Here is a 24,263-nt window from a genome sequence, read left to right on the forward strand (position 1 = left end):
ATCCTGTTTCTGGAGGCCGGCGGGAGGAAGCCGGTTGGGAGTTGCCGATACCATCGGGGCCGCTTTTAGGATCGGGCCCGACACTTCTTGATCAACGCAAGGGGCGAAACAATGGCAAGATTTACTGTCGTCATTCCCTACTATCAAAAGCAGCACGGTGTCCTGGGACGTGCACTCGCATCGGTTTTTGCGCAGACCTACCAAGACTTCGATCTTGTCATCGTCGATGACGAATCGCCATACCCGATCGATCAGGAACTTGCGGAACTTTCGCAGGAACAGAAAGACCGGATTCTTGTCATTAAGCAGGCCAATGCCGGCCCGGGCGGCGCCCGCAACACCGGTCTGGACAATGTGCCTGACGGCACCGACTACGTTGCCTTTCTTGATTCCGACGATATCTGGACGCCCGATCATCTGCGGAATGCGGCCTTTGCGCTCACGACCTATGGCGGCGAGTGCTACTGGGCGTCCATGCAGGCAAGTGACGAATTTTATTATCATTTCGCCATTTCCGAGCTGGAAAAGAATGAGGGTGCGGCACGGCTTTCGGAGAAGCCGCTGGTGATCGAACTGCCGGATCTCGCAAGCGTCATGCTGCGGAACTGGAGCTTCCTGCATCTCTCCTGCATGGTGATCGGTCGTCCTCTTTTCGAGAAGATCCGTTTCGATCCGGCGCTCAGACTGGCGGCGGAAGACGTGCTGTTTTTCTGCGATTCCATCCTTGCATCGAAGCGGACACTGCTCTGTGACGACGCCGGCGCGATGCGCGGCATGGGCGTCAATATCTTCCACAGCATCGACAATACCTCGCCGGAATTCCTGCGCCAGCAGTTCAATACCTGGGTGGCGCTCGATACGCTGGAGGGACGTTTTTCTCGCCGGCCGGCCGACGTGGCGTCCATCGCTTCCTATAAAAACACCGCGCGCAAACAGGCTCTCTGGAGCCAGGCTGGCAACCTGAAACGGCGCAAGGCTCCCGAATTCGGTTTGCTGCTAAAATGGGCAATGCGCGATCCGGCACTGCTGCGCGCCGCTTTCGAACTCGGCGCCGGAAAAATCGTCCGCTCCAGATGAGCGAATTTTCGCCCGCAACAATTTATATGTTTTTCACCCAGGAGTGACCTCATGAAACCTTACCACTGGGAATCTCATCACGGAAATTTCGGTGACGATCTCAACCTGTGGCTGTGGGACTTTCTGCTTCCGGGCCTGCGCGATGTGCATGACGATGTCATGCTCGTGGGCGTCGGAACGGTGCTCAACGACGTTCTTTTGCCCGCCAAGCAGCGCAAGCTGGTGATCGGCAGCGGCTATGGTTATGGCGCGGTGCCGGATACCAGCACCGAGTTCTGGGATATCCGGTGTGTGCGCGGCGAAAAAACCGCCGCCAAGTTGGGGCTCGCTCCCGAAAAAGGCATTGTCGATCCCGCCGTGATGGTCACCGAGATGCCTGATTTCAAGGGGCTGCCAAAGCTCCACAAGAAGACTTTCGTCCCCCATTGGGAATCGGCGGAATTCGGCATGTGGGAAACCGTCTGTGAACCGGCAGGACTCACCTATCTCGACCCGCGCGGCGAGGCAAAAGCGGTCATCCGCGCCATTGCCCAATCGGAATTCATCGTGGCTGAATCCATGCATGGTGCAATCCTTGCCGATGCCTTCCGCGTGCCGTGGGTCGCCGTCAGCACTTCACCATCGATCAACAGCTTCAAATGGAGCGATTGGGCCGGCAGCGTCGGAGTCGAATATCAGCCGCGCTATGTGCCGGTTTCAACCCGCGCCGAAGCGGCGAAAAAGGGCTCACGCTTCTGGGGCATGAGCTTCCCCCCACCGCCCGCCCCCGTTGTCACCGCCGATTCCGTCTCTGCGCTTGAGGGCCGGGCGCATGAGGGCGATGTAATGGTGCGTCCGCAGGAAACGCAATCCCGCTCGTTGCGGAAGCTCGCCAAGCAGGTGCTGGCCGCACCTTCCACACTGGCGCTCTGGCAGGCAAGCCGAGCGGAACCGCGTCTTAGCCCGGATGGCAGACTGGAAGAACGCAAGGAGCGTTTCGCCGCCGTTCTGGAAACGGTAAAGCGGGATTATCTCTAGAGGTGAGGAGCGGATGCCGCAGAGAATTTTCTGCGGCTTTTGCTTGAGGACACCGTTGCTGCATCGCCATGCTTGGGCCTGTCCCGAGCATCTGCGACTGAACGCTTAGAGGATACGTGAGCAAATCCCCGGGACAAGCCCCGGGGCGGACGGCAGAGATTTGTCGTGAGTTGTCTTTTCCCTTAGGAAACCGGCGTGCCGTCCAGCAGATAACGCACGTCCCGCACCGGCGCCGCTTTGCGGAAGCGGGCGGTCTTGTCGCTCCAGATACCGCGTGTAATGGCGGGCAGGGCGGGCAGACGCGCAAGGGCGTGGCTCAGCGCTCCGCTCACACCCTTCTGTTTTTTTGTATCGAGAAAATGGCGAAGCTCGAATTTGGCGCGGATGTGTTTCTCGTGCTCGCGCAGGATCGCCGTTTCCTCTGCCGAGAGCCGGCAACCGGCGAGAATCGCCCTGTCTGCTTCGTAGAGAAGACGGAGATCTTCGGTTCGGTGGCGGCCACTCAGCGAGTTGCCGCGAACGATCGCACCGTAACCGCAATGACGGATGACCTTGTAGCGCGCGCCGGCCGCCAGCGCGCGCACGTAAAGTTCGTAATCCTCGCCAAGTCGCAGAGCCTCGTCATAACGCAGCGCATGTTTGTCGAGAAAGGCGCGGCGTATCACCGGTTTCAGGAAGCCGGTTTCCCCGCGCTCCACACCAGGCCTGGAAATATTGCCTTCCACGAATTCCGTCAGCGACAAAAACCGCGCCTGGGGCTCGAAGCGGGCAGGCTGCATGGAGGACGCGCCTGGAACGGATTGCTGGATGAAGGCGATATTATCGGCCACGAGGTCCCAGTCGTCATCGGCCAGCATGGCAGCGAAACGGCCGCGGAAGAAAAAATCGTCCGCATCAAGAATGCTGATGAGGGGAGCGGAGGAAATCGAGATGGCATGATTGCGCGCAGCCGATGGCCCGCGGTTGACGTCGAATCGCACCACCCGCAGGCGACCCGTGCCGTCATCCGCCGCATGCGCCACGTCGCTCGTTGTATCGGTGGAACCATCGTCGATCACCACGACTTCGCCGACCTCTGGCTCCGCAAGGGCGGAGCGAATGGCGATATCGATGGTATCAGATGCATTCTTTGCAGCGATGATGACGCAAATGGGCTGTGAACCGCTCACCATGGGGTGTCCTTCTGCTTTGACGAACCTTCAGGATTTGGCCAGCAGAAAGTGTCAGCGATATGGATGCAAGCGATTTTTTGCGATGCAATAAAAGCGGATGCGAAAAAACTTACATATCCGTCAGCTTTGCCCCATGCGGCGGTGCGCTTTTTGCGGTGTCTGCCGCAATTGTTTCAGCGCTGAGGTCCCGGGAAAAGGTCTCCCGCATCCGGCGTTTTTCACGGGCGACCAGAACCAAAATCGCCACGAAGTAACCGACTTGCAGAATGACTGCGCAAATGAGGGTCTGAATGAATGCCGTATAGAAGGAGCCGTGGATGAAATATGTCGCAACCGCAAAAGCAAGCAAAGCACCGATCATGCTGAAAAAAACACGAGGTGCATACATGTTGCTCTCCTCCCGAGAACGATTTCTCCATTTTTGACTGCGCTGCGGCATTTTTCTTCTTTGCAGGAAATATACGATGAGACCGGTGCTGTTTCAACACACATATACTTCTTCTACCTCCCGCGGCATGAAATTTCGGTAATCTTGATTGGTAAATTCCTCAGTAACTGCCGATTCGCATCGATGACGTCGGCCAGACAACAGTGATGCCTGCTTCTGATAAGTCTAAAACCGCCTCCGGTGCGGGCCTTGCGGAGCGTCTGGCCGGCTCTGCAGACTTCGTTAACCATCTCGCCTTTAAAAAGTCGGTATTGATTCCTCGAAGAGCAGGGTGCCCGCGTGACGACGAGTTCAGAAGTAATCGCCTTTCCGGCAAAGAACCGCATTGCCGACGTAAAACGATGTGCAACCATGCTCGACCGGCTGCATGGTGTGGAGGCGAATGATTTCTGGCGCAGGGAGTGCCGTGAACTGGCCGCCCGTCTGACGGCGCTTGGCTATGAGGACGCCGCCATGCGGCGCGAGGTCATGGAATTTCAAAACGCCGTGCAGGCTGAATTGTGGGCGGTGGATGCCGCGCCCGAGGCACGCCGCGACAGCCATTGATGGTTCTTTTTCTTCATTAAAAAAGCCGGCGGGTTATAAACCAGCCGGCTTTTTTATTGGTTCCGGACGCCTTAGGAGGCGCCAGCGGCGCCGCGCGTGCGGGCAACACCATCCAGTGCGGGCTTGTATTTGGGATCGAGTCGCGCCGCATGCGCATAGGACTTGGCCGCCTTGGCCATCTCACCGCGTCGCTCATAGACCAGCGCCTGGTTGGCCCAGGATTCCGCCACATTCCCGTCAAGCGAAATGGCGTGGTTGAAATCCGCGAAGGCGTTTTCGTCGTCATTGAGCGCGACGTAGGAAAGGCCGCGACCGTTATAGGGCTCCGGTGACGTCGATGACAACGAGATTGCCTTGGAGAAGTCCTCGATGGCCTGGGCATGCTGGTTACGCAGCTGGTAGATCAGGCCGCGATTGTGCCATGCGCGACCGTCGGTGGTTTCCAGCTCGATGGCGCGGGAGAAATCGTTGAAGGCTTCGTTGACGCGTCCGGACTGCCGGTAAAGATTGCCGCGACCGATCAGCGCCACATCGTAGCTCGGATTGATCTGCAGGGCGGCGTTGTAGTCCTGAAGGGCCTGCTGCTGCTGGCCGCTATTGCGGTAAACCAGCGCGCGGTTGGCATAGGCCTGGTAAAAGCGCGGGTTGAGCTGCAGCGCCTTGTTGAAATCTTCGATGGCACGGCGCGAATCGCCGGCGCGGCCGTAGGCCGAGCCGCGGACGTTGTAACCTTCAGGATCCTGCGGATTGGCGTTGATGACCGAGGTGAGCGAGGCGATGTTTTCCTGCGAGCCCTGTGCGCGGTCGATCCGGAACACATCTTCCGTCTGGTTGGATGTCGCGCAGCCGGAAAGACCGGCAAGCACGGCGCAGACGACCAGAGAAGCGCGGAACCCTCTGTTGTTTTTTAATGGCAACCGGCGCGTGGAGGCATCGGCGTTTTTCACAACACAGGTGTCGACAGCGATCATTCGGTGTGGGTTCCCTCGCAGGCCGGTCTCACGGTCGTTTTCAAGAGCGTTCTCCGGCCACAAACACAAAGAGCGGCGGCGAATTGATCGCCCCCGCCCAACAAGCATTCAAAAACGTCCAAAAGACGGCCTATTAACGGCCTGCGCGGGGGCCAGCAACCAGACCTTCGCGCTGTGCACGCTTGCGTGCCAGCTTGCGAACGCGGCGAACGGCTTCAGCCTTTTCGCGAGCGCGCTTCTGGGAGGGCTTTTCGTAATAATCACGCATCTTCATTTCACGGAAAATGCCTTCGCGCTGCATCTTTTTCTTCAGGGCGCGGAGCGCCTGATCAACGTTATTGTCGCGGACTAGTACCTGCACGTTAAACCCGTTCCTTTAGTTTGGTTATCTTGCTGTGTGAATAAAGGCATTCGCACGCAAACAAAAAGTGGTTCATCCGGCTGTTGAGCCGGGCGATTGGTGACGTGCAATAACAGATCATTTGCAGCAAGTCCAGCCGGTAGCGCATATTCAGCCACAAAATGCGCGCCGTCCCGCAATCTTTCGGCCATGTCGAAACAAAACCATTGCCGCGTCGCAAAATGGATATTGCCTCCCATCCCGATTTGCCATGTGTATGATACGGGCCGGGGCTATGTTCCAGGCCTCTGGCCGGTTCTCGAGGAGCAGATTGCGAATGCGCAAATATTCCGTTTTTGCCGTGGCGCGTGAGGCGCTTAGGGGTCATAAGGGCTGGGATGCGCAATGGGCCTCACCCGAGCCGCGCAAGGACTATGATGTCATCATCATTGGCGGGGGCGGCCACGGTCTCGGCGCGGCATATTATCTTGCCAAGGAACATGGCATTACCAATGTCGCAGTCCTGGAAAAAGGCTGGCTCGGCGGTGGCAATACCGGCCGCAACACCACCATCATCCGCTCCAACTATCTCTATGAAGAGAGCATGGATATTTACGAGCATTCCCTGAAGCTATGGGAGGGCTTGAGCCAGGATCTCAATTATAACGTCATGTATTCGGCGCGCGGCGTGATGATGCTGTCGCACAATATCCATGACCGGCAGTCCTTCAGCCGTCATATCAATGCCAACCGTCTTTATGGCATCGACAATGAGTGGCTGACGCCGGAGCAGGCAAAGGCGTACTGTCCGCCGCTCGACATATCCGGCAATGCGCGTTACCCGATCAATGGCGCAGCCCTGCAACGTCGCGGCGGCACGGCACGCCACGATGCCGTGGCCTGGGGTTATGCGCGCGCGGCCTCCGACCGCGGCGTGCATATCATCCAGAACTGCAAGGTGACTGGCATTCGCCGCGGGCCTGATGGCGCGGTGACGGGTGTCGAGACCAATCGAGGCTTCATCGGCGCAAAGAAGATCGGCGTATCGGCCGCCGGTCATTCCTCCGTCATCATGAAGATGGCGGACGTGCGCGTTCCCTTGCATTCGAACCCGCTGCAGGCGCTGGTGTCGGAGCCGCTGAAGCCGATTTTCCCCTGCGTCGTCATGTCCAACACGGTGCATGCCTATATTTCGCAGTCGGACAAGGGCGAGCTGGTCATCGGCGCTGGTACCGACCAGTATAATTCCTACTCCCAGACCGGTGGTCTGCAGATCATCACTCACACGCTCGACGCCATCTGCGAGCTGTTTCCGATCTTTCGGCGGGTGAAGATGATGCGCCAGTGGGGCGGCATCACCGATAACACACCTGATCGTTCCGCCATCCAAAGCGTGACGCCGGTGCGAAACCTTTTCGTTAATTGCGGCTGGGGCACCGGCGGCTTCAAGGCGACGCCGGGCTCCGCCAATCTCTTCGCGCATCTCATCGCCCGCGGTGAACCGCATCGCCTGGCGGCCGGGCTGACGCTTGACCGGTTCCGCACCGGCCGACTGATTGATGAGGCTGCCGCTGCCGCGGTGGCGCATTGATGCTGGCGGCGGCCATGCTTGCGATCAATATATCAGGCGCGGCCGAGGCCGTGCCCGCCGGTAGCGTTATTCCCGGGGCCGAGGATTTTCGCAGCCAGAAGATTGCGAAGATGCAGGGTGAGAAAGACTGGCCCTTCACGGCGGAAAAGGGCCTGCTTTTGTGTGCTCCCAGCCTCGCAGACAAGATGGTTTATTTTGTCGGAGAGAATGAGGATGGCGAGCAGGATTATCCCTTCGCGATCGACACCGACATGATGGCGGTCGCCATCGTCAATATGGGCCGGGCCTCGGCGTTGCGTCCCTTCGATAATTTTGAGCAGCTTTTAAAGCGGCTTTCCCCTTTTGTAGCCATGGGGAAGCGGCTGTGTGACCAACCCGCCGGAACGATCCTTCCGGAAAATTCTCTCTAGGTGGAGCGACGATGCTTCTGATCCATTGCCCCTATTGCGGGGAAGACCGTTCCGAACTGGAATTCCGCTGGGCGGGCGAAGCCCATATCGCCCGGCCGGAAAACATCGCCGATATCTCCGACGAGGCCTTTGCGGAGTATTTCTTCATCCGCGACAACGACAAGGGCCTCGTTTTCGAGCGCTGGCGTCACATTCACGGCTGCGGCCGCTTTTTCAACGCCGCCCGCGATTCGGTGAGCGACAGATTCCTGATGACCTACAAGGCGGGTGAACCGAAACCCGATATTGAAACGGTCCTTTCGGCAGAAAAGGGAGCCGGGCAATGAGCGGCGATTATCGTATCAAGGGCGCAGGCCGTCTCACGCCGGCGAGAACCGCGCGCTTTACCTTTGACGGCAAGATCTATCCGGCGCTGGAGGGCGACACCGTCGCGTCAGCCCTTCTGGCCAATGGCGTGCATCTGATCGGCCGCTCGTTCAAATATCACCGTCCGCGTGGTTTCCTGTCGGCCGGGCCGGAGGAACCGAATGCGCTGATCGACGTGTCGCGCGACAGCCTGCGCAAGCAGCCCAACGTGCGCGCTACGGTGCAGGAAGTCTTCGACGGCGCGATTATCGCCTCGCAGAACCGTTTCCCGTCACTGTCCTTCGATCTGAGCGCCATCAACGATCTTCTGTCGCCGATGTTCGCGGCCGGTTTCTACTACAAGACGTTCATGTGGCCGAAGGCCGCCTGGCACAAGATTTACGAACCGCTGATCCGCCGCGCCGCCGGTCTCGGCAAGGCGCCGAGCGAGCCGGATGCGGATCATTATTCCGGCCGTTATGCCCATTGCGACGTGCTGGTGGCCGGCGCTGGTGTCGCCGGTCTCACAGCTGCGCTTTCTGCCGCGAAAACTGGCGCCAGCGTCATTCTGGTGGATGAGAATGCGGACGTCGGCGGAGCCCTGCGTTTCGATGCCGGCGCGGTCATCGACGGTCTCGCCGGTTATGAATGGGCGCAGAAGGTTTTTGCCGAGCTGAAGTCCCTGCCCAATGTGCGGGTTCTGACGCGCACGACCGCCTTTGGTTATTACAACCACAATTTTGTCGCGCTCGCCGAACGCGTCACCGATCATCTCGCGACGCCGGCTAAACATCAGCCGCGCGAGCGCCTTTGGCAGGTCCGCGCCAAAAAGGTCGTGCTGGCGGCCGGTGCGATCGAGCGCCACATGGTCTTCGCCAACAATGACCGGCCTGGCATCATGCTGGCTTCGGCCGCCCGCACCTATTTGAACCACTACGGCGTCGCCGTGGGCCACAATGTCGGTGTCTACACCGCTCATGATTCCGCCTATGAGACCGCCTTCGATCTGAAGAAGGCCGGGGTGAAGATCGCCGCCATCGTCGATTGCCGCGAAAATCCGGACCAGCGTCTGCTGGACGAGGCCCGGGCACTCGGCATCGAGGTGCTGGCGGGTCACAGCGTTTACAATACCGCCGGCCGCCTGCGCGTATCTTCCATGACGGTCGGCCGCAATGGCGGGTCGAACAAGCGCAAGATCGCCATCGACGCGCTTGTTGTCTCCGCCGGCTGGACGCCTTCAGTGCATCTGTTCTCGCAATCTCGCGGCAAGCTGAAGTTTGACGCGGCTAACCAGCGTTTCCTGCCTGACATCCATGTGCAGAACTGCGTCTCCATCGGCGCCTGCAATGGCACGGATGATCTTTCGGCGCTGATCGCCGAGGCCGCGGCTGCGGGTGGCGGCGCGGTGGCGTTTTCCGGTGAAAACGCCCGGGCCTGGACAGGCGGCATGATTGGTGCGGCGGAGGGTGCAGGCGAGGGCACCGGCGTCAAGGCTTTCATCGATTTCCAGCACGATGTCTGCGCCAAGGATATTCGCCTTGCCGTGCGCGAGGGCATGCATTCGGTCGAGCATATCAAGCGCTTCACCACCAATGGCATGGCGTCCGACCAGGGCAAGATGTCGAACATGCATGGCCTTGCCATTGCATCGGAAGCGCTCGGCCGGGATTTGCCCAAGGTCGGCCTCACCACCTTCCGCCAGCCCTATACGCCGGTTACTTTCGGCACGCTCATCAACCATTCACGCGGCACGCTGTTCGATCCCGCGCGCAAGACGCCGATGCACGACGAAGAGCTGGCGGCTGGCGCGGTATTCGAGGATGTCGGCAACTGGAAGCGTGCCTGGTTCTTCCCGCGGGCGGGCGAGGACATGCATGAAGCGATCAACCGTGAATGCAAGACGGTTCGTGATAGCGTCGGCATGTTTGATGCCTCCACCCTCGGCAAAATCGAGGTGGTTGGCCCGGATGCGGCGAAGTTCCTGAACCTCATCTACACCAATGCCTGGGATACGTTGAAACCCGGCCGCTGCCGTTATGGCATCATGACCCGCGAAGACGGCTTCGTTTACGATGACGGCGTTGTTGGGCGCCTGGCCGAAGACCGTTTCCACGTGACGACGACGACGGGCGGCGCGCCGCGCGTTCTCCAGCACATGGAGGACTATCTCCAGACCGAATTCCCCGATCTCAATGTCTGGCTGACATCGGCAACCGAACAATGGGCCGTGATTGCCGTGCAGGGGCCGAAGGCGCGCGAGGTTATCGCGCCTTTCGTCGAGGGTATCGACCTTTCGCCGGAGGCCTTTCCGCATATGGCGGTGGCGGAAGGCAAGTTCTGCGGCGTGCCGACGCGGCTTTTCCGCGTCTCCTTCACCGGCGAACTCGGTTTCGAAATCAATGTGCCTGCCGATTACGGCGCAGCCGTCTGGTCTGCAATCCGGGAGAGGGCGGAAGCCGTCGGCGGCTGCCTCTATGGTACCGAGACAATGCATATCCTGCGTGCCGAAAAGGGCTATATCATCGTCGGGCAGGATACGGATGGCACCGTGACGCCCGATGATGCCGGGCTTGCCTGGGCTGTCTCCAAAAAGAAAACGGATTTCGTCGGCATTCGCGGTCTGAAACGCCCCGATCTAACGCGCTCCGGCCGCAAACAGCTTGTTGGCCTGAAGACGAAGGACCGGCTGACCGTTCCGGACGAGGGCGGTCAGATCGTTGCCGATCCGAACCAGCCAAAGCCAATGACCATGCTCGGCCATGTGACCTCGGCCTATTGGTCGGAAAATCTCGGCCATTCCATTGCTTTCGCCTTGGTGGCGGATGGCAGGGCGCGCATGGGCGAAACGCTCTATATTCCGCTTGCTGATAAAACCATTGCCGTCGAAGTGACCGACATGGTCTTCCTCGACAAGGAAGGAGCCCGTCTCAATGGCTGATATGCTGCACGCAAAACGCAAATCCGTGCTTGAGGATTTTCACGGCGGTTCGCCCTTCGTATCGCTGAAGCCTGCGGCTTCTGCCTCGCGGTTGTCGCTGCGGGCACGCGAGAGCGCCGTGCCGGCGCTGTCCGAAGCGCTCGGTCTTGCCCTGCCGACCAGCCCGAAAAGCTCGGTCACCTCTGGTCTGCGATCCGCTCTGTGGCTCGGCCCGGATGAATGGCTGCTGATCGATCAGGGCGAAAGCGATCTCATGGTGGCGCTTGCCGGCGTTTCCGGCCTGTTTTCGGCAACTGATATTTCCCACCGCAACACCGCCATCATCGTTTCCGGCGCTGGCGCGGAAGCAGCTCTCAATGCCGGCTGCCCGCAGGACCTTTCTCTTGCGAGGTTCCCGGTAGGTGGCTGCTCACGCACTATTTTCGGCAAGGCGGAAGTGGTCCTGCTGCGCACGGCGGATGACACATTCCGGGTGGAGTGCTGGCGCTCCTTCGCGACCTATGTCGGCGGGCTGCTGCAGGAGGCGGCTGAGGACGTGGCGGTTTAACTCTCTGTCCAACCCCGCCATTCCACCCATCGCCCATGGAAATCGGCGCGGCCGATTTCCTGCTTTTCGCCGCCCGGCCAGATTTGAAGCATAATTGCAGCACCGCCGGGCGTCGCATCCGCTTCCATTTGCAGCCGGGCAAGCGGGGCGTCCGGCGTGGCGCGGGTGCCGGCCTCGGCAATCACAGTCTCGCCGGCCTGTTTCAGGTCATCGGGCAGATATTGCCAGGCGACGGAATGATAGATGACATGGGCAGCGCCCGGATATTGCGTGGCAAGGCGGCGTTGCAGCCAGTCGACAGCGTCGGCCTTCTCGACATGCAGAGCGTGTTCCATCGCTATGCGCAGGGCGGCGGCCGTTCGTTCCAGCCTGTCCGTCTGGTCGGCCCAGACATAGGACATCAGCCGCAGACGATCTTCCGCGGATGACGGATCGAGTGGGTTGATATCGCAGCCGGCGCGCTCGATAACGTCGATCCGCTCATGGGCGGGGGTGTCGCCGCGCCACTCCGGTGACAGGAAAACATCGGATTGTTCACCCCAGACGAGATCGCCGAGGCGATATCGGTAACGGTCAAATTGCAGGTTGAGGCCAGCGCTGGCCCCGACTTCGGAAAGCACCAGCGGCTTGCCCGTCATTTTCGCAATCGAAAGAAAGCCAGGCAGCAGAACGGCAGAACGGCGAACCTCGTTGGTCTGCGGCGGTGATTGCAACCTTCCGAGGATGAAGGCGGAATGAAAACGCAGGGCGTTTGCACATGCCTGCCAGAGCGCTTCTTCGTTTTCCGGCGGAATATCGGCGAGCGGCGCGATCTTTTCCTCTATGGCAAGCGCATGCAGGGCGCCGGCCAGCCGTAGCGGTACGGAATCTCCGGATGGGCCGACATCGCCGGACCAGGACAAAATTCGCTCGCCGACCTCTGTCTGGCGGTCGAGCCTTGTTGCCATGGCGCGGCAAAGCCGTGCAGTGAAGGGAGAGCCGAGGCTGTCGCAGGCTCTTGCCTGAACGAGAAACGCATTCCTCACGGCTTCGTCATGCATGCGGTCTCTCCCTCGTGGGTTTCAGGCGTCCTCCGGCCTGTCCTCCGGATTGAACTGGCTGATGGTGGTCCAGCGCGCGGTTAGCGCCGGCTTTTTCTCGTTTTCGATTTCCACCGTCACATCGTAGGTGGTCATCAGCATGGAGGCTCCGCGAAAGCGCGTCTCCGCCAGGGTGAAACGGCCGCGCACGCGAGCACCGCTTTTGACCGGAGCGACGAAACGAATGGCGTCAAAGCCGTAATTGATGCCCATGGTCTGCTCGCGGATGCGCGGCAGGGCGTCGTAATTCAGGGCCGAAAGCAGAGACAGCGTCAGGAACCCATGTGCAATGGTGCCGCCAAAGGGACTTTCCGCTTTGGCGCGTTCCGGATCTGTGTGGATGAACTGGTCATCCAGTGTTGCTTTTGCGAAGCTGTCGATCATTGTCTGGTCGACCGTGATCCAGTCGGAAACGCCCATTTCTGTGCCAACGTGGTTTTTCATCTCGGCCAGCGCAATTTCTTTTGTCATGTTACCTCGTCCGCATTGTCTCCCGCGACTTATACGGCTCGTGACGCGACGGGATCAACCGCGCAGATAAAACACCACCGAACGGGCTGGAAGGAAGGCGGGGTTACCGAAATCCGTGCCGATGGCGGACCAGCCATCGCCCGGCAGGGTGAAAGGCACTATCTCACGGCTGCGGTTTATCAGCACGGCAAGTTCAGCGTCGGCACCAGTTTCCCGGTCGAGGGTGGAAAGCACCATGGCAAAAGCCTGCGCAATTGGCCTTTCCCAGTCTGCCGTCGTCATCGGCTCGCCGGCGGGGGCGAGCCATGTCACATCGCCATAGCCTGAGAAGAAGCCTGTCCCCGAAAACACGTCGAAACGTTTGCGCAATGAAGCGAGAAAGGCCGTATGGTCGATCAATTCGCGGGAAAGCGATGACCAGTCGACCCAGCTTATCTCATTGTCCTGGCAATAGGCGTTGTTGTTGCCTTGCTGGCTGCGGCCGCCCTCATCGCCCGCCGTGAGCATCAGGGCGCCGCGAGAGACGAAAAGCGTGGAAAGCAGCGCCTTCACATCTGCAATCCGGGCTGCTCCAATGGCGGGATCGTCTGTCAGCCCCTCAAAGCCATTGTTCCAGGAATGGTTGTCATTGTGGCCGTCGCGATTGCTCTCGCCGTTTTTCTCATTGTGCTTATGTTCGTGGCTGACGAGATCGTACAGGGTGAAACCGTCATGGGCTGCGAGAAAATTGACGCTGCGGGTGTTCTGGCGGCCATGGCGGGAAAAGATCGGCGAGGAACCGGAAAGCGCATCGGCCAGCGCCCCGGTCGTGCCGGTGTCCCCGCGCCAGAACCGGCGCATGTCATCGCGGGCGCGATCGTTCCATTCGAGGAAGCTTTCCGGAAAATTGCCGAGCTGGTAACCGCCGGGGCCGATATCCCACGGTTCGGCGATTAGCAGGCGGTCATAAAGCGCCGGGTCCGAATGCATGGCCGAGAGCGTTTCGCTTGCCATTTCGAAGCCATTGGCCGTTCGTCCGAGCACTGGGGCCAGATCAAAGCGGAAACCGTCCACGCCGGCACTCAGAACGAAATGCCTGAGAGAATCGATAATAAGCTGCCGGATATAGGGATGGTCGCAGGCGACCGTGTTGCCGGTGCCGGTATCGTTGACCAGAACCCCCGGTTTGCCCGGCGGGTGACGAAAGGCGGTGAGATTGTCGAGCCCGCGCAGCGATAGAACCGATCCTTCGATATCGCTTTCACCCGTGTGGTTGAAGACCAGATCGAGAATGACACCGATGCCCTGCGCATGCAGCGCTGCAACCGTCTCGCGCAGTCCGCGCACGCCACCGGGACAGAGTCGAGGATCAAGCGCCATGAAGCCGACGGGATTATAACCCCAGGCATTGGAAAGGCCGAGAGGCGGCAGGTGACGCTCGTCGATCCACGCGGTAATCGGCATCAGCTCCACCGCGTCGACGCCGATTTTTTTCAGGTGGGCGAGGATGGCGGGATGGGCGAGCGCGGCGACGGTGCCCCGGATGTCTTCCGGCACCTCGGGATGCAGCTGTGAAAAGGACTTCACGGAAAGTTCGTAAATCAGCCCACCTTCGGTGAAAAGCGGGGGTTGGCGCTTGAGCGGCTCATGGCTGGCAAGAATCGCCTTGGGCACGATGTGGCCCGTTTCCTGACCAAAGGCAAAAAGGGCTGGATCATGCCGGAAGGGACGGTCTATCTCGGTGGCATAGGGGTCGAGCAGCAACTTTGCGGGATCGAACCACAGGCCATGTTCGGGCGAATAAATACCGTGAGCGCGAAAGCCGTAACGCGTACCCGGGCCAGCGTCGGAGACGATCAATCCGTGAATGTCGCCTTCGCCGCGCACCATTGGCAGGCGCGCCATCTCTTTTTCCCCGGCCGTATCGAAAAGACAAAGATCGATCTGGGAGGCGTGCCGGGAATAGACCGTGAATTCCGTTCCGTTTTCCGTCTGCAGCGCGCCTTTGGGGAAAACGGAAGGTGTCTGCATTATCTGTCTCCGCTAGATAATATCTCTTCTGAAAGGTATCGGCAGAATAGGAGGGTTGGAAACCCTCCTCCGTCATCCTCGAGCAAGCCCGAGGATGACGCCGAGCAGGGCGGCGGACGTGTCACTCCAACGAGTTGCTTTGTGAACTCATCGTATTGTGCCCGGCTCTCTCAGGAGAAAGCAGCGCCGCAGCCAGCTTACGTGATAACGCTGGGCGTGCTTCGTCCCGTATGGGCCTTGATGCCGGCGATCGTATCGGCAACGGCAATCAGGTCGGCGAGCGCTTCCTGCGTTTCGATGCCGTGACGCGCCGCGTCCGGCTCGTAACGCTCGACATAGAGACGAAGTGTGGCGCCCGCCGTACCGGTGCCGGAAAGGCGCAGCACGATGCGCGAACCGCCTTCGAACAGGATGCGGATACCCTGGTTCTTGCTGACGGACTGATCGACCGGATCGTGATAGGCAAAATCATCTGCCGCGGCGACCTTCAGATTGCCGTAGCTGGTGCCAGGAAGCGTCGCGAGCTTTTCGCGCAGGGTCGCCACCAGCGTGTTGGCGGCGTCCGAATCCACTTCCTCATAGTCGTGGCGGGAGTAATAATTGCGGCCATATTCGGCCCAGTGCTTGGTGACGATGTCCTTCACGCTTTCCTTGCGGGCGGCGACGATGTTCAGCCAGTAGAGCACGGCCCAGAGACCATCTTTCTCGCGTACATGATTGGAGCCTGTGCCGAAGCTTTCTTCGCCGCAGATCGTCACCCTGCCGGCATCCATGAGGTTGCCGAAGAACTTCCAGCCGGTTGGAGTCTCGTACATGCCAAGGCCGAGCTTTTCGGCGACACGGTCAGCTGCCGCACTTGTCGGCATGGAACGGGCGATGCCGGAAATGCCTGCCGCGTAACCGGGCGCCAGTCTGGCATTGGCGGCGATGATCGCCAGGCTGTCTGATGGCGTGACGAACATGCCCTTGCCGACGACCATGTTGCGGTCGCCGTCGCCATCGGAAGCAGCGCCGAAATCGGGGCCTTCCGGGCTCATGACATCGTCATAAAGCTCCTTGGCGTGGACAAGATTAGGGTCGGGGTGATGGCCGCCGAAGTCCGGCAGCGGTGTAGCATTGCGGACCGAGCCCTTCGGAGCGCCAAGCCGCTTTTCGATGATCTCAACGGCATAAGGGCCTGTGACGGCGCTCATGGAATCGACCACGACCTTGAAGCCGCCGGCGATGAGGGCACGGATGGCATCGAAATCGAACAGCTCTTCCATCAGGGCGGCATAATCGGCGACCGGATCGATCACCTCGACCGTCAGATCGTCCACCTTGAAGCTGCCCACCTTGTCGAGGTCGATATCGGCGGCGTCTGAAATTTTGTAGCTGTCGATGACCTTGGAACGGGCGTAGATCGCGTCGGTGATCTTTTCCGGGGCGGGACCGCCATTGCCGATATTGTATTTGATGCCGAAATCTTCGGTGGGGCCGCCGGGATTGTGGCTAGCGGAGAGCACGATACCGCCGAAGGCCTTGTATTTGCGGATGATGTTGGATGCGGCCGGCGTGGAAAGAATGCCGCCCTGACCGACCAGAACCTTGCCAAAGCCGGCAGCGGCGGCCATCTTGATTGCCTTCTGGATGACTTCGCGGTTGTAGTAACGGCCATCGCCGCCGATCACCAGCGTCTGGCCTTCAAAGCCCTCAAGCGCGTCGAAGATCGACTGGATGAAGTTCTCGGCGTAATTTTCCTGGGCGAAGACGGGCACCTTCTTGCGCAGGCCTGAAGTGCCCGGCTTCTGGTCCTGATAGGGCTTCGTCTGAACAGTCTTGATCATTGGTTCAATGGCCTTTCGAAATAAGCTGGCTGTAAAGCGCGGCGTAAAGGCCGGCGCTCTTTTCCCAGGAAACATCGGATTTCATCCCGAGTTTCTGCATTTGTGTCCATAGTTTCGGGTCGTGATAATAACGGATGGTCCGGCGGATCGCCTGTTTGAGACCATCAAGCGTGACGGGGGAAAATTGCACACCGGTCGCCGACTTGTTGGCGATGGCGGCATGGTTGGCGTCGATCACCGTGTCTGCAAGGCCGCCGGTGCGGGCGACGACCGGAATGCAGCCGTAACGCAACGCATAAAGCTGGGTGAGGCCGCAGGGTTCGAAGCGCGAGGGGATGATGATCGCGTCGCAGCCCGCCTGCATGAGATGTGACAGGGGTTCGTTGTAACCGATGGCAACGCCGACGCGGCCATGGTGGCGGGATGCTGCCGCTAGGAGCGCACCTTCCAGCGCCACATCGCCCGCGCCCAGCACCACCAGACGGCCGCCGAGAGCAACGATCTCGTCCACGGCTTCGGCCATGAGGTCGATGCCCTTCTGCCAGGTGAGGCGTGAGATGACGCAGAACAGCGGGCTGTCATCGTCGTCGATGCGAAAATGTTCGGCGACAGACTTCTTGTTCAGGGCCCGGTTTCTGAGATTGGCGGCGGAATAATTGTCATGAATCAGATGATCCGTTGCCGGGTTCCAGACGTCCGTGTCGATGCCGTTGACGATGCCGTGCAGCACATGGGCTCGGCTGCCGATAACGCCGTGCAGGCCCATGCCGAATTGCGGGGTGAGGATTTCCTCGGCATAGGAGGGACTGACGGTGGAGAGCGCCGTCGCCGTCTGCAGCCCGCCCTTGAGGAAACTCACATCGTTATAATATTCCACGCCCTCCATGCCGAAAGCATGGGCTGGTAGCCCAAGCTTGCTGAAGATGTTGGCGCCGAACTGCCCCTGGAAGGCAATGTTGTGAATGGTGAGCAGGCTCGGAATTTCAGGCGTTTCGGCATAACGCATGTAGACTGGCGCCATGGCAGCCTGCCAGTCATGAGCGTGCAGGAGATCCGGCCGCCAGTCGGGAAATTCGCCGGCTGCAATGCGGGCCGCCGCCAGCGAAAGCGCCGCAAAGCGCTTCCAGTTGTCGGGATAATCCTTGCCCGTCTGGTCGAGATAGGGCCCGCCGGAGCGCTCGTAATAAGCGGGCGAATCGAGGATAAGGAGATCCAGTCCCTCGTGCCGGCCTTCGAGCAGATCGGCCTTTTCGCCCAGCAGGTCGGTGAATTCGTAACATTTCACCGCGTTCGTCACGGCAGCTTTCACCGCCGGATACCCGGGTATCAGCGTGCGCGTCTTTACGCCATAGGCTTCGAGCGCGATGGGGAGCGCGCCGGCAACATCGGCGAGCCCTCCGGTCTTGATCAGGGGGTAGATTTCGGATGAAACCGAAAGGACATTCATCGGCGCTACAGGTCCAGCTTGTCGATCATCGATTGGGTGATAAGGCAGATGCCGTTTTCGGTACGGCGGAAACGTTTGGCATCCAGTTCTGGGTCTTCTCCTACAATCAGTCCTTCCGGAATGACCACGCCATGGTCGATGACGACATTGCTGAGCTGGGCATGACGCCCGATCTTCACACTCGGCAGTACTACGGCATTCTCAAGGCGGGAGTATGAATTGGCGCGCACGCCTGTGAACAGAAGGCTGCGGTTGAGCGACGCACCCGAAATGATGCAGTCACCGGAAACGACCGAAGACACGGCCGAGCCACGGCGGTTCTCGTCGTCATGCACGAATTTTGCCGGCGGTGTGATTTCCGCATAGGTCCAGATCGGCCAGGATTTGTCGTAGATATCGAGGTCAGGCACCACATCCGTCAGGTCGATATTGGCCTGCCAGTAGGCGTCGATGGTGCCGACGTCCCGCCAGTAGGGGCCATGCTCGAAATCCGAACGCACGCAGGAGTCTGCGAAGCGATGGGCAACGGCTTTGCCGTGTTTCACGATATAGGGAATGATGTCCTTGCCGAAATCGCGGCTGGAGGTGGGGTCTGCGGCGTCGCGGCGCAGCGCTTCCATCAGGAATTTCGTGTGGAAGACGTAGATGCCCATGGAGGCGAGCGCAAAACCCTCATTGCCGGGAATGCCGGGCGGATCGGCGGGCTTTTCAATGAAATCGATGATCTCGTCTTTTTCATTCACATGCATGACGCCGAAGCCGGTTGCTTCCATACGCGGCACTTCAAGGCAGCCGATCGTCACATCCGCACCGGAATCGACATGCTGCTGCAGCATGTATTCGTAGTCCATTTTATAGATATGGTCGCCGGCGAGGATGACCATGTATTCCGGCCCATAGGGCTCGATAATGTCGATGTTCTGGTAAACCGCGTCTGCCGTACCCTCATACCATTGCGTTTCGGAAACGCGCTGGGAGGCGGGCAGGATGTCGAAGCTTTCGTTACGTTCGGGGCGGAAGAAGTCCCAGCCGCGCTGCAGGTGCCGAATGAGGGAGTGCGCCTTGTATTGCGTGGCGACGCCGATGCGGCGAATGCCGGAATTAAGCGCGTTGGAGAGCGCAAAATCGATGATGCGCGCCTTGCCGCCAAAATAAACGGCGGGTTTTGCTCGGCGATCCGTCAGTTCCTTCAGGCGGCTGCCTCTGCCGCCCGCGAGGACATAGGCCATTGCATCACGCGCCAAAGGCTGAACTCTTTTTTCCGACATGGTGTCCTCCCTCTCTGTCTGTCAGTTTTCCGGCTCGAGCATGATCGTGGCGAGCGGCGGCAGGACGAGCATCGCCCCGATATCGCCGCCGGCATCGACCGCCTGAACGCGTCCGCCATTTCCCTTGCCGCTGCCGCCATAAATTTCGGCATCGGTGTTGAGAATCTCCCTCCACCGCCCCGCCTGGGGCAGCGGCACATAATAGTTTTCCCGATAGACCGGGGTGAGGTTGCAGATGACCGCGACCGGCTTTTCGCCGGGCGCCGTGCGCAGCCAGGCGAAGACGGAATTCTCGTGATCATCGACCACAAGCCAGCGGAAGCCGTCAGGTTCGCAGTCCCGGGCATGCAGGGCGGCTTTGGATCGGTAGGTGAGGTTGAGATCACGCACGAGGCGGCGCATGCCCTCATGCATCGGATATTGGCGCAGGTTCCAGTCGAGCGCGCCCTTTTCGCTCCATTCGCTCCACTGCGCAAATTCCTGACCCATGAACAGCAGCTTCTTGCCGGGATAACCCCACATGAAGCCGTAATAGGAGCGGAGATTGGCGAATTTCTGCCAGTCATCGCCGGACATTTTGGCGATCAGCGACCCCTTGCCGTGCACAACTTCGTCGTGGGACAGCGGCAGCACGAAATTTTCGGTGAAGGCGTAAAGCAGGCCGAAGGTCAGTTCCTGATGATGGAACTTGCGATGCACAGGCTCCCGCGAGAAATAACTCAGCGTGTCGTGCATGAAGCCCATGTTCCACTTGAAACCGAAACCGAGGCCACCCTCATGAACGGGCTGCGACACTTTCGGCCAGGAGGTGGATTCCTCGGCAATCGTCATGACGCCCGGATGGGTGCCATAAACGAGGGAATTCATCTTCTGCAGGAAGCGCACGGATTCGAGATTTTCACGCCCGCCATATTCGTTCGGGATCCACTCGCCTTCCTTGCGGGAATAATCGAGATAGAGCATCGAGGCGACCGCATCGACGCGCAGGCCGTCGAGATGGAATTTTTCAGCCCAGTAAAGCGCGTTGTTGATGAGGTAAGACATGACCTCGACGCGGCCGAAATTATAGATCGCCGTGTTCCAGTCGGGATGGAAACCCTGACGCGGATCGGCGTGCTCATAGAGTGCGGTGCCATCGAACCAGCGAAGTCCATGTTCGTCGGTCGGAAAATGGGCGGGAACCCAGTCCAGCAAAACGCCGATGCCAACCTTGTGAGCGCCATTGACGAAGCGGGCAAACCCTTCGGGATCGCCAAAACGTGCGCTTGGGGCGTAGAGACCCGTCGTCTGGTAACCCCAGGAAGGGTCATAGGGATGTTCCGTAATCGGCAGGAACTCGATATGGGTGAAGCCCATATCCGTACAATAGGGAATGAGCTGGGCGGCGAGCTCGTCCCAGCTTAGGAAGGTGCCGTCCTCACGGCGCTGCCAGGAGCCGGCATGCACCTCATAGATGCTAATCGGCTGGCGGCGCTGGTCCACCTGCGCCCAATGCTCCCTATGGGCCTGATCTTCCCATTTTTGCGTCAGTTCGGGCGTAGTGACGGAAGCGTTCTTCGGCCGAAACTCGGCGCGGCGGGCATAGGGGTCGGCCTTCAGCGGCAGCAGCTCGCCGTTTGCACCGAGAATCTCGAACTTGTAGGCGCAACCGGCATAGACATCGGGCGCGAAGATTTCCCAGATGCCCGTATCCTTGCGGAAACGCATCACATGCCGGCGGCCGTCCCAATTGTTGAAATCGCCGACGACGGAAACGCGCCGCGCATTCGGCGCCCAGACGGCGAAGTGAAAACCTTCAACGCCTTCGAGCTTCAGCGGGTGTGCGCCCATCTTGTCGAACAGCCGCAGATGCGATCCTTCCCGGACGAAATAATCATCCATGGGGCCGAGAACCGGGCCGAAGCTGTAGGGGTCTGTCACAGCCCATTCGGCATCGTCGCGGCAGGCGCGGTAACGCACCGGCTGGCGTTTCGAAATATCGATCGGGCCTTCAAAAAAGCCATCCGGGTCCAGCTGCTTCAATTCTCCCACGAAATTTCCGTCCAGCGTCAGGACGGAAACCTCCTCGGCACCCGGAATGAAACAGCGGGCAGAAAACCCTTCCGGCGTTTCGTGAACGCCGAGAAGGGCAAAGGGATTGGAATGCAAACCGCTCTTGATCGCCTCGATTTCAGCCTTCGTGATGTCGCCAGTCTTTTTCTCGTCGGCCGAATTGAGCGGTTTTTTCATCAGGCTCTCCAGATCTCGGTGGCATATTGGCGGATAGTCCTGTCGGACGAGAACCAGCCCATGCGCGCCGTATTGCGCACTGTTTTGGCGTACCAGCTATCCGGATTACTCCAGATCGCATCTACTTCTCGCTGCGCACCGGCATAGGCGTCGAAATCGGCGGCAACCATGAACCAGTCGCTGTTGTAAATACCGTCGATCAGGCCGGCGAATCGTGAGCGGTCATCCGGCGAGAAGACGCCTGATGCTATGGACGAAAGGGCCTGCGACAGTTCCGACGATCCTTCGATGATCGCGCGGGGATTGTGACCCTCTGCACGGGCTCTGGCCACCTCATCGGCCGTCATGCCAAAAATGACGATGTTGTCTTCACCGACATGATCGCGCATTTCAACGTTGGCGCCATCGAGCGTGCCGATGGTGAGTGCGCCGTTGAGGGCGAATTTCATGTTGCCGGTGCCGGAGGCTTCCATGCCGGCCGTCGAGATCTGTTCGGAGAGATCGGCGGCGGGTACCATGATTTCCGCGAGCGAGACGTTATAGTTCGGAACAAATACCACTTTCAGAAGCCCGCGCACGGCCGGATCGTTGTTGATGACCCGGGCAATATCGTTGGCAAGCTTAATGATCAGCTTCGCGTTGTGGTAACTCGGCGCCGCTTTGCCTGCAAAGAACTTAACGCGCGGAACCCAATCCAGTTCCGGGTGAGAACGAATCTGGTCGTAAAGCGCGACGGTTTCCACGAGGTTCAGAAGCTGGCGCTTATATTCATGGATACGTTTGATCTGGATGTCGAACATGGCCGACGGATCGACGCGAATGCCCATGCGCTGCGCCACCGTATTGGCAAGGCGCACCTTGTTCAGACGCTTAACTTCGGCGAATTTCTCGCGGAACGCGGCATCGTCGGCGAAACGGTCGAGCGCTGTCAGCTTTTCCGCATCATCGAGGAAATCGTCGCCGATCGTTTCGCGAAGCAGGCTGGTGAGGCCGGGATTGCACTGCATCAGCCAGCGGCGCGGTGTGATGCCGTTGGTCTTGTTGTTGATACGGTCAGGATAGAGGCCGTGGAGATCGGCAAAGACCGTCTCCTTCATCAGCTCGGTATGGAGGGCGGAAACGCCGTTGATCGAATGAGAGCCGATGAAAGCGAGATTGCCCATGCGCACGCGGCGCTCGCCGCCTTCATCGATGAGCGAGATGGAGCGGATCTGCTGATCCGCCATCTTCTTTTCCTTACGGGCAAAGAGCAGCGTATTTGCGTTGATGGCGTAGACGATCTGCATGTGCCGGGGCAGAAGACGTTCGAGCAGCGGCACGGGCCAGCTTTCCAGCGCCTCCGGCAGCAGCGTGTGATTGGTGTAGGAGAAGGTACCCTGGGTGATCTTCCAGGCCTCATCAAATTCCAGCCCGTGCACATCGCATAGAAGGCGCATCATCTCCGCAATGGATATGGCCGGATGTGTATCGTTTAGCTGGATCGAGACCTTTTCCGGCAGCGAAGTAAAATCCGGATATTGCTGCAGATGGCGGCGCAGAATGTCCTGCAAGGAGGCGGAGGAGAAGAAGAATTCCTGCCGCAGGCGCAGTTCCTGACCGGCAGGTGTCGCGTCAGCAGGATAAAGAACCCGCGTCAGGCTCTCCGCCTTGTTGCTTTCACGCAGCGCGCCGATGTGGTCGCCAGCGTTGAAGGCAGCCAGCAGAATGGGATCGATCGGCTGTGCCGACCAGAGGCGGAGCGTATTGACGCGCGTGCCGCGCCAGCCGACGACCGGCGTGTCATAGGCCATGGCGATGACGCGTTCGGCCGGTTTCCAGACGAAACGCTGCGGATCTTCATAACCGCCGATCGTCTCTACAGATCCGCCGAAGCCGATTTCGTAGGAGCTTTCGCGGCGTTCGAATTCCCAGGGGTTACCGTGGGCAAGCCATGTTTCCGGCAGTTCCACCTGCCAGCCATCTGCCATCTGCTGGCGGAAGAGGCCGTGCACGTAACGGATGCCGTAACCATAGGCGGGGATATCAACGGTCGCCATGGATTCCATGAAACAGGCGGCGAGACGGCCAAGGCCGCCATTGCCGAGCGCGGCATCCGGCTCCAGCCCGGCGATGACGTCAAGATCGACGCCGAGCGATGACAGCGCGTCGCGGATTTCATGCATCAGGCCGATATTGGAGATGGCGTCGCGCATCAGGCGGCCAATCAGGAATTCGAGCGACAGGTAATAAACGCGCTTGGAATTGTTGGCATAGGCCTTGCGGGTGGATTCCATCCACTTGTCGATGATGCGGTCGCGTACGACCAGAATAGTTGCGGTCAGCCAGTCATGCGGCTTGGCAACCTTGACGTCCTTGCCGATACGGTAGGTGAGGCGTTCGATGATTTCCGACGCCATGATTTCCGGGTTGGAACTGCGCGGCGCGGGACGGGGGAGATCGGCGGCGTTGAGATTATTGATCATTGGTCGGTCAGCACCTTGGTGGGAGGAGAGGGTCTGATGAGGTCGATCCGTGTTGCCTTTGCTGATGCC

Annotated in this window: 20 protein-coding genes; 8 read left to right on the plus strand and 12 right to left on the minus strand. The window is 59.6% G+C overall.

The features are described 5' to 3' along the window. Positions 1–111: 111 nt before the first annotated feature. Positions 112–1,077: a glycosyltransferase family A protein gene (locus BLU28_RS14315; protein WP_004437703.1), complete on the plus strand. Its 966-nt coding sequence runs from the start codon at positions 112–114 to the stop codon at positions 1,075–1,077. A 51-nt stretch (positions 1,078–1,128) separates the two neighbouring features. Next, positions 1,129–2,094, plus strand: a complete 966-nt coding sequence (locus tag BLU28_RS14320; protein ID WP_004437706.1) for a polysaccharide pyruvyl transferase family protein — start codon at positions 1,129–1,131, stop codon at positions 2,092–2,094. Between the two features lie 182 nt (positions 2,095–2,276). On the opposite strand, the gene BLU28_RS14325 is transcribed toward BLU28_RS14320, so the two are convergent. Both BLU28_RS14325 and BLU28_RS14330 read right to left on the minus strand, forming a co-directional pair. Continuing rightward, the gene (locus tag BLU28_RS14325) at positions 2,277–3,266 is read right to left on the minus strand and encodes a glycosyltransferase family 2 protein (RefSeq protein WP_034500211.1); all 990 of its coding nucleotides are present in this window, start codon (positions 3,264–3,266) and stop codon (positions 2,277–2,279) included. A gap of 109 nt (positions 3,267–3,375) precedes the next feature. Continuing rightward, positions 3,376–3,654, minus strand: coding sequence for an exopolysaccharide production repressor protein (locus BLU28_RS14330; protein ID WP_004437712.1), 279 nt, complete (start codon positions 3,652–3,654; stop codon positions 3,376–3,378). Positions 3,655–3,993: 339 nt separating this feature from the next. On the opposite strand from BLU28_RS14330, the gene BLU28_RS14335 reads away from it, so the two are divergent. Further along, positions 3,994–4,260 (plus strand): DUF6074 family protein, encoded by a 267-nt coding sequence (locus BLU28_RS14335; RefSeq protein ID WP_004437715.1) that lies wholly within the window; start codon positions 3,994–3,996, stop codon positions 4,258–4,260. Positions 4,261–4,331: 71 nt separating this feature from the next. On the opposite strand, the gene BLU28_RS14340 is transcribed toward BLU28_RS14335, so the two are convergent. Both BLU28_RS14340 and rpsU read right to left on the minus strand, forming a co-directional pair. Beyond that, complete coding sequence (locus BLU28_RS14340; RefSeq protein WP_006698105.1) at positions 4,332–5,231, minus strand: tetratricopeptide repeat protein; 900 nt, start codon at positions 5,229–5,231, stop codon at positions 4,332–4,334. Between the two features lie 133 nt (positions 5,232–5,364). Beyond that, positions 5,365–5,592 (minus strand): 30S ribosomal protein S21, encoded by a 228-nt coding sequence (gene rpsU, locus BLU28_RS14345; protein WP_003508541.1) that lies wholly within the window; start codon positions 5,590–5,592, stop codon positions 5,365–5,367. A 316-nt stretch (positions 5,593–5,908) separates the two neighbouring features. On the opposite strand from rpsU, the gene BLU28_RS14355 reads away from it, so the two are divergent. The 5 genes from BLU28_RS14355 to BLU28_RS14375 are packed head-to-tail and all read left to right on the plus strand — an operon-like array spanning position 5,909 to position 11,402. After that, the gene (locus BLU28_RS14355; protein ID WP_022563435.1) at positions 5,909–7,162 is read left to right on the plus strand and encodes a sarcosine oxidase subunit beta family protein; all 1,254 of its coding nucleotides are present in this window, start codon (positions 5,909–5,911) and stop codon (positions 7,160–7,162) included. Further along, the gene (locus tag BLU28_RS14360; protein WP_004437734.1) at positions 7,162–7,572 is read left to right on the plus strand and encodes a hypothetical protein; all 411 of its coding nucleotides are present in this window, start codon (positions 7,162–7,164) and stop codon (positions 7,570–7,572) included. Before BLU28_RS14355 ends, BLU28_RS14360 begins: the two co-directional genes overlap by 1 nt. 11 nt (positions 7,573–7,583) lie before the next feature. Further along, on the plus strand, positions 7,584–7,898 hold the full coding sequence (locus tag BLU28_RS14365) for a sarcosine oxidase subunit delta (protein ID WP_004437737.1): 315 nt from the start codon (positions 7,584–7,586) through the stop codon (positions 7,896–7,898). After that, complete coding sequence (locus tag BLU28_RS14370; RefSeq protein ID WP_022563436.1) at positions 7,895–10,855, plus strand: sarcosine oxidase subunit alpha; 2,961 nt, start codon at positions 7,895–7,897, stop codon at positions 10,853–10,855. The genes BLU28_RS14365 and BLU28_RS14370 overlap by 4 nt, the downstream gene beginning before the upstream one ends. After that, positions 10,848–11,402 (plus strand): sarcosine oxidase subunit gamma, encoded by a 555-nt coding sequence (locus BLU28_RS14375; protein ID WP_022563437.1) that lies wholly within the window; start codon positions 10,848–10,850, stop codon positions 11,400–11,402. The genes BLU28_RS14370 and BLU28_RS14375 overlap by 8 nt, the downstream gene beginning before the upstream one ends. Here the strand turns inward: BLU28_RS14375 and BLU28_RS14380 are convergent. The 8 genes from BLU28_RS14380 to BLU28_RS14415 all read right to left on the minus strand — a co-directional run bounded on the left by BLU28_RS14380 (position 11,399) and on the right by BLU28_RS14415 (position 24,194). Then, positions 11,399–12,442, minus strand: coding sequence for a DUF2332 domain-containing protein (locus BLU28_RS14380; protein ID WP_022563438.1), 1,044 nt, complete (start codon positions 12,440–12,442; stop codon positions 11,399–11,401). The genes BLU28_RS14375 and BLU28_RS14380 overlap by 4 nt on opposite strands. Positions 12,443–12,463: 21 nt before the next feature. Next, positions 12,464–12,952 (minus strand): MaoC family dehydratase, encoded by a 489-nt coding sequence (locus tag BLU28_RS14385; RefSeq protein ID WP_004437750.1) that lies wholly within the window; start codon positions 12,950–12,952, stop codon positions 12,464–12,466. A gap of 54 nt (positions 12,953–13,006) precedes the next feature. Beyond that, entirely contained in the window at positions 13,007–14,962 is a 1,956-nt protein-coding gene (gene glgX, locus BLU28_RS14390) for a glycogen debranching protein GlgX (RefSeq protein WP_022563439.1), read from the minus strand. A gap of 197 nt (positions 14,963–15,159) precedes the next feature. Beyond that, complete coding sequence (locus BLU28_RS14395; RefSeq protein ID WP_022563440.1) at positions 15,160–16,788, minus strand: alpha-D-glucose phosphate-specific phosphoglucomutase; 1,629 nt, start codon at positions 16,786–16,788, stop codon at positions 15,160–15,162. A 4-nt stretch (positions 16,789–16,792) separates the two neighbouring features. After that, the gene (gene glgA, locus BLU28_RS14400) at positions 16,793–18,235 is read right to left on the minus strand and encodes a glycogen synthase GlgA (RefSeq protein WP_034500217.1); all 1,443 of its coding nucleotides are present in this window, start codon (positions 18,233–18,235) and stop codon (positions 16,793–16,795) included. Positions 18,236–18,240: 5 nt separating this feature from the next. Continuing rightward, positions 18,241–19,503 carry a glucose-1-phosphate adenylyltransferase gene (gene glgC / locus BLU28_RS14405; RefSeq protein WP_004437759.1) on the minus strand — a complete coding sequence of 421 codons (1,263 nt, stop codon included), beginning with the start codon at positions 19,501–19,503 and terminating at the stop codon, positions 18,241–18,243. A gap of 21 nt (positions 19,504–19,524) precedes the next feature. Then, positions 19,525–21,732: a 1,4-alpha-glucan branching protein GlgB gene (gene glgB / locus BLU28_RS14410; RefSeq protein WP_022563442.1), complete on the minus strand. Its 2,208-nt coding sequence runs from the start codon at positions 21,730–21,732 to the stop codon at positions 19,525–19,527. After that, positions 21,732–24,194, minus strand: coding sequence for a glycogen/starch/alpha-glucan phosphorylase (locus BLU28_RS14415; protein WP_022563443.1), 2,463 nt, complete (start codon positions 24,192–24,194; stop codon positions 21,732–21,734). Before BLU28_RS14415 ends, glgB begins: the two co-directional genes overlap by 1 nt. Positions 24,195–24,263: the final 69 nt, after the last annotated feature.

The sequence above is a fragment of the Agrobacterium pusense genome, from assembly GCF_900102105.1.
GTDB lineage: Bacteria > Pseudomonadota > Alphaproteobacteria > Rhizobiales > Rhizobiaceae > Agrobacterium > Agrobacterium pusense.